This window comes from Coxiella endosymbiont of Ornithodoros amblus (assembly GCF_019425495.1).
In the GTDB taxonomy this organism is placed as follows: Bacteria; Pseudomonadota; Gammaproteobacteria; order Coxiellales; family Coxiellaceae; genus Coxiella.
In genome coordinates this window covers 1-7931 of record NZ_VFIV01000060.1, presented here as the reverse complement: position 1 = coordinate 7931, position 7931 = coordinate 1, and the positions used below count along the sequence as shown (strand labels likewise).

Sequence of the window (7931 nt, the reverse complement as noted above, 5' to 3'; positions counted from 1 at the left end):
TTACTAACCCACTGATGTCTTTCATCAAGAACCCCTTATCCTTCAATAACATCAGGAATTCTACTGAATACTCAGCAGCTTTTCTGACCATTTCATCAACTTAACTGCTTTTGTTATGTATAGAGGTCCCAACACAGTTGATCGGTCCGCAGCACGTCAAACCGTATGTCAAAAGTAACAAGAATGGCGGTAACGATGCGCAGACGATAGATCAAGCGGCTTCCCGGGCCCAGATGCGGTTTGTGCGGGGTAAGACGGTGGAACAACAAAACGTTCCGCTGTTAAAAAGATGCGCCGAATGCGCGTGTCACCAAGCGGGTTTATGAAGAAGCTAGCGTTGATTTTAGAGAGCGAAGCTTGAGATTAATGCAGCGGATCAAACGGGTGTTCAATCGTTTGTATACAGAGTGGTTGAACCGGGACGAAGTGATGGATTATTACGAGGAGAAATGAAAAGCCGTGGCAAAAAACCAATGTCTATTCAAACGTCTCGAGAGAATAGAGCCGATGATCTTGATCCAGTCACAATTGTATAAAATCAATTCCCGCACGATCGCTCGTGCCCGTAATCCCTAGGGTATTCTTTGGATTTCTCTTAACGCTATTTATATATCATGATGGAGACCCACAATCCCCTGCCCGTGCAGGAATCACAGAGGGTACTGGATGATGAATTCAAAATTAGAATTGCCGGAGGCTGTTACTCTTTGAGCCATTTCCCTTTTTAAGACTGTTTTAACTTGATTAAGTTAATCTGGAAGTAATTGTCAAAAATTAAGAAAAAGAAAGATTACAACTGACGATTTATCCCGCATTAAACGCTGTGATGGATGTCGCCTAGAGGATATAAATGGAATATACGAAAGGTTACAAGAGCTTATACTATATCTGAATTTAAACAAGAGGCTAACGCTCCTAACATTGGCCAATTACTTCGAGTTCACGCTAGAGATAGGTGGACATTTTTTCCTATTTGCCAGTCAAACAACTTCAAAGATTAATAAGTTTGATCGATAAGCTTAAGCAAAACTCATAAAACCTAATTGGAATGGGTTATCCAATAAAAATAAAAAGTGAAAAATGACTATAAACTAGAAACATCCTTGTTGAGGAAGAATCCCGGATAATTTAGTTCTTTGATATCTTTTTTAGATGAAGAACAAATACGCGAATTATTTGATGGAAAATTTGAAGTCAAAATGGAGTCCGGAACATATTATTGTCAATTAGAGGCCTTATTAAATTCCACTCCCAAAAAACCTAGAGTCTATATTTAACGCGTTCATGGAACGTATCCAAGACCAAAACAAAATTAAAGTGGAACTATTGGCACAAGTGTTTGGTACTTATTTAGTCGATATCAATAATCGGATAGCAAGCCTCGTGAAGATGCATGCAACTATTTGACACCGGCTTTACTTCAAAGCAAAATTACAAAGAATTCATGCTGGGCTAGGACAATGTTGGTTAGTGGTACTAGTAGTCCTCTATATCACGGGAGACAGGAGAGACAAACAGCCGCCCAAGAATTTACACGGATAGTAACCAATTTATTTTCACCTCGCAGAAAACATAGGGATGAGGTTAAGGCTAATAACAAATCTGGAAATGACAAAAAATCGTATTCTATACTACTTCGATCAGCGAAACTGTCCCAATATCTCGCCATAACAAATGGCTCCCTTTGGCTGACAATTAGGGTTCCATTGAATGGTATTTTTTGGAAATAAAAGAATAACCGTTGAGCCCATTTTGAAATGCCCGATTTCTTCGCCGCGTTTAAATTTAATATTTTTTTCTCGGTAATTATGCACAGCAATGCCTTCCGCGGTTGGAACTACCGTGCCGTGCCATACGGTATTAATGCTTCCCACGAGCATAGCGCCGACCAGGATAACAGCCATTAATCCGTTTTTCGTTTCAAACAAACAAACCCCACGCTCATTGCGCGCAAATAAATGTGGAACCGTTTGCACAGAAACAGGGTTAACTGAAAATAACTTGCCGGGAATGTGAATCATTTCTATTAATCGGCCATCTAATGGCATATGAATGCGATGGTAATTTTTAGGTGCTAAATAAGCAGTGAAAAAATCACCATCTAAAAACTGGCTAGCACGATAAGGATCTTCACCTAACAATGCTGTGATGGTGTAGTGATGGTTTTTTGCTTGGATTAGATTTTTGCCCTTTATTTGTCCAATTTCGCTAATTATGCCATCGACGGGCGAAGCGATGGCGCAAGATTCCTCAACCACAGGACGCAATTCCCTTTTTAAATGGCGGGTGAAAAAGGCATTAAAAGACGGATAATGTCGGATATCCGGGCATTGCGCCTCTTGCATATCGATGCCGTAATGGCGGATAAAAAGCCTAATCGCCCATTGCGTTAATAAACCCCATTCACGAGTCGCTAACCAACCCACGATTTTGGATAGGGTGCGCTGGGGAAGGTATTTATGTAATTTAGTCATGATTTTTTGAGATGATTAGTTATGTCTAGTATTCTATGGATTTTTATCCTCACGGGAGGATATCACATTTGAAAGTTTATTTGGTAGGCGGCGCTATTCGTGATCAATTGTTGGGCTTGCCGGTCAAAGAAAAAGATTGGGTCGTGGTGGGTGCAACGCCTGAAGAAATGATGGCTCGTAGGTTCAAACCCGTGGGAAAAGAATTTCCTGTTTTTTTGCATCCTGAAACACATGAAGAATACGCCTTGGCGCGGACTGAACGAAAAGTAGCAAAGGGTTACAAGGGATTTACCTTTTATGCCGCACCCGATGTCTCATTAGAAGAGGATTTGAAACGACGCGACTTAACCATTAATGCGATTGCCGAAACACCGGAAGGGCAACTTATCGACCCTTATGGCGGTCAAGAAGATCTTAAAAATAAGGTCTTGCGTCATGTTTCCGTCGCTTTCCAAGAAGATCCCGTTCGGGTTTTGCGTTTGGCGCGGTTAGCAACTAAATTTGCTGATTTTTCCATTCATCCCGACACGTTGGATTTAATGAAAAAAATGGTGTGCGCAGGTGAAATTGATGCACTGGTACCCGAACGTGTTTGCCAGGAATTAATTCGCGCTCTTAGCAACGAAAAACCAACTCGATTTTTTACCGTCTTAAATCAATGCGGCGCTCTCGCTATTTTATTTCCCGAAATTAAAATGGAAGGAAAAGGGATGGCCGCTTTGCAGTCTGTTACCGATAGAACACCCTCACCTATTATTCGCTTTGCCACTCTTCAAAGTGATTTACCACCTGAAATAATTCAAAAATTGGCACAGCGGTACCGGGTGCCCAATGAATATACGGATTTAGTCATTTTAGTGGCGTTCTTTGGATCTGATTATGTCAATTTAAATAGAATGAATGAATCTAGATTGCTTAACTTTCTCCTTAAAACGGATGCGTTACGGCGTAAAGAACGCTTTGACCAATTTGTTTTTACTTGCGATTTAATTTCTTCAACGACGTTATCCCAGCAAAAAAAAATTAAAGAAATTATTAAAGCGATTAAATCTGTTGATATTAAACCTCTACAGGAAAAACAGTTAAAAGGCAGAGCGTTTGCAAAAGCATTAGAAAAATTACGTTTGGAAGCAATACGAACTCTTATTTCATAAGAGTAGCCCGTATGAGCAAAGCGAAATAAGGGATTATCGATGACCTGACAAACGCTCCACTTGATTCATAGGAACAAATCCTAACAGGGATTGGCGATAATTTCGTGTAAGCGCGATGGCTTTGAATAATTCACCCATTTCACTGGGAAGCGTTAATTTTTTTATTTCCTGCGCAATCCGATAGTGTTCTACAACATCTTCAAGTTGAGGCATGAGAGTCGCGATTCCGCAATTCAATAAAAATCCCGCCTGATGCGTGAATCCTTCTACCGCTAAACCTTGCGACGCAGCGGCTTCAGCAATCGCCGTAAAATCGACGTGCGCTGTGATATCCTGAATCCCCGTTAAAATAAGGGGATCAAAATGGCTGTGATGTCGATAATGACAAGCAATGGTCCCCCGATTTCGGTCCGCGTGATAATATTCGTGCTGCGGAAAACCGTAATCAATTAATAAAATTAATCCCTCTTGCAACATATCGGCTAATGAAGAGATCCAACCTTTCAACAGCAGATTAACTTCAGACTCGTAACCTTCAGGAAAACAAATGGTTAAATTTTTAATATAATCGTTTAGTGCAGCCGAAGGTTCGCCTATTTCCCAAAAAAATTGTTGATTTTTCCAATTAACGTAAACTTCCTTAATACCGTTGTCGATTTTAAATTTATGGACGGGCATTGCATCAATCACTTCATTGCCAAGAATAATACCCTTAAAGGGCGAACTCGGTGATCGATTCAACCATTTGACATGATGACTTAATTCAGGAATTTCATTTTTAATAAATTTTTCTTGTCTGTCTCGAAGATCGGCACTGATTTCTAAAATAAAATAATTATTAGGTAAATAACTAATACGCTGTAATTCACGTAAAATGTCTGCTGCCATTCGTCCAGAACCTGCTCCTAACTCGAGAATATCGCCTCCGTTTAAGTCGATTAATATCTGTTCACATTGGCGAGCAACACATTGAGAAAAGAGAGAGGATATTTCAGGGGCTGTCACGAAATCGCCTGCCGCTCCAAATTTGCGAGAACCCGCACTATAATAACCTAGACCTGGCGTGTAAAGGGCGAGCTGCATATATCGAGCAAAGGTAATCGGACCATTTTCAGCGATTTCACTCACGATATGTAGCCGCAATTGTTCACTGTGTCCGTTTGCAACAGGATCGGGGGATGGCAAGTCGTTAGGCTGCATATTGATCGATTTAATTTTAAAGGCACAAAAGGTCCCCTTTAAGGAGAGGAGATATAATGCCAGAATAGCTCTGTGAAAATCTACCCCCCATCAGGGAGTGAGCCTTATTTCAAACAATGAACAAAAGAAGCCTCAGGGTGCGTTATTGTATTACCATTGTGCTTAGTGCTTTTCTCATGAGCGGCTGCACTACACTACGTTTTCCGAATCAATCAACGTTGGTTTACCACCAACAAACCTGGGCACAGCGTTATTATAATTTGAGTCGTATTTCGAAATGGAATATTGACGGGGCTTTTAGGATTCAGCAGCCGGGTAAAGCGATCATCGCTTCTTACGATTGGCAAGAAAAAGGGATGAACTATCGCATTCGAATTCATTCTTCGCTGAATATTTACAGTGCCAACATTTCTGGTCGTCCTGGAATGGTCACGTTATGGTGCTCATCGCAACAATATTACACGGCAAGCACCTCCGAACAGTTGATGCAACAACAACTGGGTTGGCAGCTTCCGCTCTCTAATCTCTATTATTGGATTCGAGGCATCCCCGCCCCCGGCGCCTATCAAGCTGATTTCAATACTTATACGCATTTAATCGCGCTGCAACAAAGCGGTTGGGATATCCGCTTTTCTCAATACACAATAGTCGGCTCAGTGGATTTACCGCGCACTTTACAATTAAGTAACGGCTCACTCGCCGTGAAAATTATTATAAGGCATTGGTAATGATGTCTTCTCCCGTTGCCACTTTGACAGGGCCGCTAAAACTGCTAATATGCTTGCGCGTCCAGCTTAAATTTAATCCCTTGGGGTGTCGCCAAGTGGTAAGGCACTGGGTTTTGATCCCAGCATTCCCAGGTTCGAATCCTGGCACCCCAGCCATGTATAAATAGTACAAATAAAGGAAACTTCGTGCCTAGCGTTGATGACATCCGCATCTTTCATGGCAGCGCCAATCCGTCTCTCGCTGAGAACGTAGCCAAAGAGTTAAACACTACTATTGGGAATGCGTTGATTAGCCGGTTTAGCGATGGGGAAATCCGCTTTGAAATTGAAGAAAATGTGCGAGGCCGCGATATTTATCTCATTCAATCGACAGGGCATCCCACAAACGAACATGTCATGGAGTTGATCTTAATGGGTGATGCTTTCCGGCGCGCTTCGGCGGCGAGCATCACCGCCGTTGTGCCTTATTTCGGTTACGCTCGACAGGATCGACGTGTTCGTTCGTCCCGAGTACCTATCAGCGCCAAAGTAGTGGCTGATATGATGCAAAAAGTGGGCTTCTCGCGTCTTATCACCGTTGATCTTCACGCTGATCAAATTCAGGGCTTTTTCTATATGCCGGTGGATAATATTTATGCCAGTATTACGGCTTTAGAAGAATACCGTTTGCTCGACAAGCTGGAGACTCCGATGATTGTTTCTCCTGATGTGGGGGGAGTCGTCCGCGCACGAGCGATTGCCAAACGCCTCAATGACTCTGACTTAGCCATTATCGACAAACGACGCCCGGGGTCCAATCAGGCAGAAGTCATGAATGTCATCGGTAACGTCCAAAATCGTCATTGCGTTATCGTCGACGATATCGTCGATACGGCGGGCACTTTATGTCATGCGGCTTCCGCACTTAAAGAAAAGGGAGCACTGACAGTTTCTTCGTATTGCACTCACCCCGTTCTATCGGGAGATGCGGTCAAAAATATTATGGACTCTGATATTGATGAGTTGATTGTCACGGACACCATTCCGCTGCACGAAGAAGCCGCCAGGTGCCGCAAAATCACACAAATTTCGTTAAGCCATCTTATTGCAGAAACCATTTCTCGCATTAATCAGAAAGAGTCAGTGAGTTCGATGTTTTTGGATTAAAAGAATGAAGGAAGTACTTGGGGTAAAGACAGCCCTCTTCGCATTACCTTACAAACCGTTTTTATTAAACCAACAATGGATACTGCCGAGTATCATTTTCTTTTCTCTCTTATTTTAAGTTAGGCCTTTTTTATCTGTTACCATGGGGGAAATTTATCAATTATTCCACAGATTCATTCGATTATCTTAGGCCTGCAAAAACGCTCCTAGTTAACTAGCCGAGTATCTGAGTTTTATCGCTGTTATTTTTGCTTTATTCGTCCAGCACTTCGCTGCCATTCTCATAGCGCAAATACTATTAAAAGTTTGTTGATTATCGAAGCCTATTTTAGATAGCTTAGATTTCGCTATCCGCCACTTACCTTTTAGCTTTCCTTATCGCTTTCAATTTCCTCCTATTAAGACCTTAGTTATCTTAACAGAACTCCTTTTTGCTATCGTTATTGGTCTCACCTTTTTAATTGGGACGTATTTGTTTTGAAGTCGTTCCTACAAATTAGAGCTTATTTTTTCATTAGGTTTAATTCTGGCTTTCAGCACTTTTATAAGATCTATTAGTTATTTAGTTATAGTTTAATTTTCCCAATGGCTATTGGAACTGCAATCTATATTTATTCGAAATCGCTTTCCTTGGAAAAAGATTATTGTTGGATTATGATTATTGACTGCGCCCAGTCTAGTGATGGCGGGTGGCTGGTAAGTCGAAATAAATTGCACTTTAACACCTTTATCTACAAACTATAGCCATATAGTGGCTTTCTATCTGTACTGGAACTAGATGGGCGATATTATTCAAAAACCCAAGATCCTCCGCCTAAGAATCTAAAAGCTATAATCGAAAAACTTAAAGAATAGGAGCCATTATCTCCTGTAAAAAAACGAAATTTATGGCGAAAGACAGTCTTGGCTTTTTTGATTGAGCACCCCGTTGGTCTAATTAAAAAATGATCGCAGGCTTCCCTCACTTAATGTTAGGATCAGATGCTTCTTTTACTGGGAGTCGGTTTTTTTAGCCCTGGCATTAATTATCTTGTGTTTAAACAAAAAAACAGGACTTATCCCATTTTCACATTTTAAAGCTATTAAAAAATAACAGTCGCAAGCGAGAGTCCCAGCGCACCGAAGGTGCGCTGTGCACGTGTGGACTGCTGGATCAACTATGTTTGAATTGCTGTGAGCAAGTTTGAAAACCGGCTAATAAATAGTAATTTTATACACCTTATTCACAG

Annotated in this window: 1 protein-coding gene, 1 tRNA gene and 6 pseudogenes; 6 read left to right on the top strand and 2 right to left on the bottom strand. The window is 41.4% G+C overall.

Translation table 11 applies throughout. From position 1 onward, the window contains the following. Positions 1-125: 125 nt before the first annotated feature. Positions 126-450 (top strand): annotated as a pseudogene (locus FIV31_RS08685) (IS110 family transposase); the annotation flags it as partial. A gap of 1176 nt (positions 451-1626) precedes the next feature. On the opposite strand, the pseudogene asd reads toward FIV31_RS08685, so the two are convergent. Then, positions 1627-2474 (bottom strand): annotated as a pseudogene (gene asd / locus FIV31_RS06650) (archaetidylserine decarboxylase). A 25-nt stretch (positions 2475-2499) separates the two neighbouring features. On the opposite strand from asd, the pseudogene FIV31_RS06645 reads away from it, so the two are divergent. Beyond that, positions 2500-3628: pseudogene (locus tag FIV31_RS06645) on the top strand (tRNA nucleotidyltransferase/poly(A) polymerase-related protein); the annotation flags it as partial. Positions 3629-3661: 33 nt separating this feature from the next. Here the strand turns inward: FIV31_RS06645 and FIV31_RS06640 are convergent. After that, a pseudogene (locus tag FIV31_RS06640) lies at positions 3662-4919 on the bottom strand (class I SAM-dependent methyltransferase). A 6-nt stretch (positions 4920-4925) separates the two neighbouring features. Between FIV31_RS06640 and lolB the strand changes: the two are divergent. From lolB to FIV31_RS06620, 4 genes and pseudogenes are all read left to right on the top strand, one after another. Beyond that, a pseudogene (gene lolB, locus FIV31_RS06635) lies at positions 4926-5556 on the top strand (lipoprotein insertase outer membrane protein LolB). Positions 5557-5637: 81 nt separating this feature from the next. Further along, positions 5638-5712, top strand: a tRNA-Gln gene (locus FIV31_RS06630). Positions 5713-5742: 30 nt separating this feature from the next. Next, positions 5743-6702: a ribose-phosphate pyrophosphokinase gene (locus FIV31_RS06625; RefSeq protein ID WP_280124226.1), complete on the top strand. Its 960-nt coding sequence runs from the start codon at positions 5743-5745 to the stop codon at positions 6700-6702. A 4-nt stretch (positions 6703-6706) separates the two neighbouring features. Then, a pseudogene (locus FIV31_RS06620) lies at positions 6707-7799 on the top strand (dolichyl-phosphate-mannose--protein mannosyltransferase); the annotation flags it as partial. Between the last annotated feature and the right edge of the window lie 132 nt (positions 7800-7931).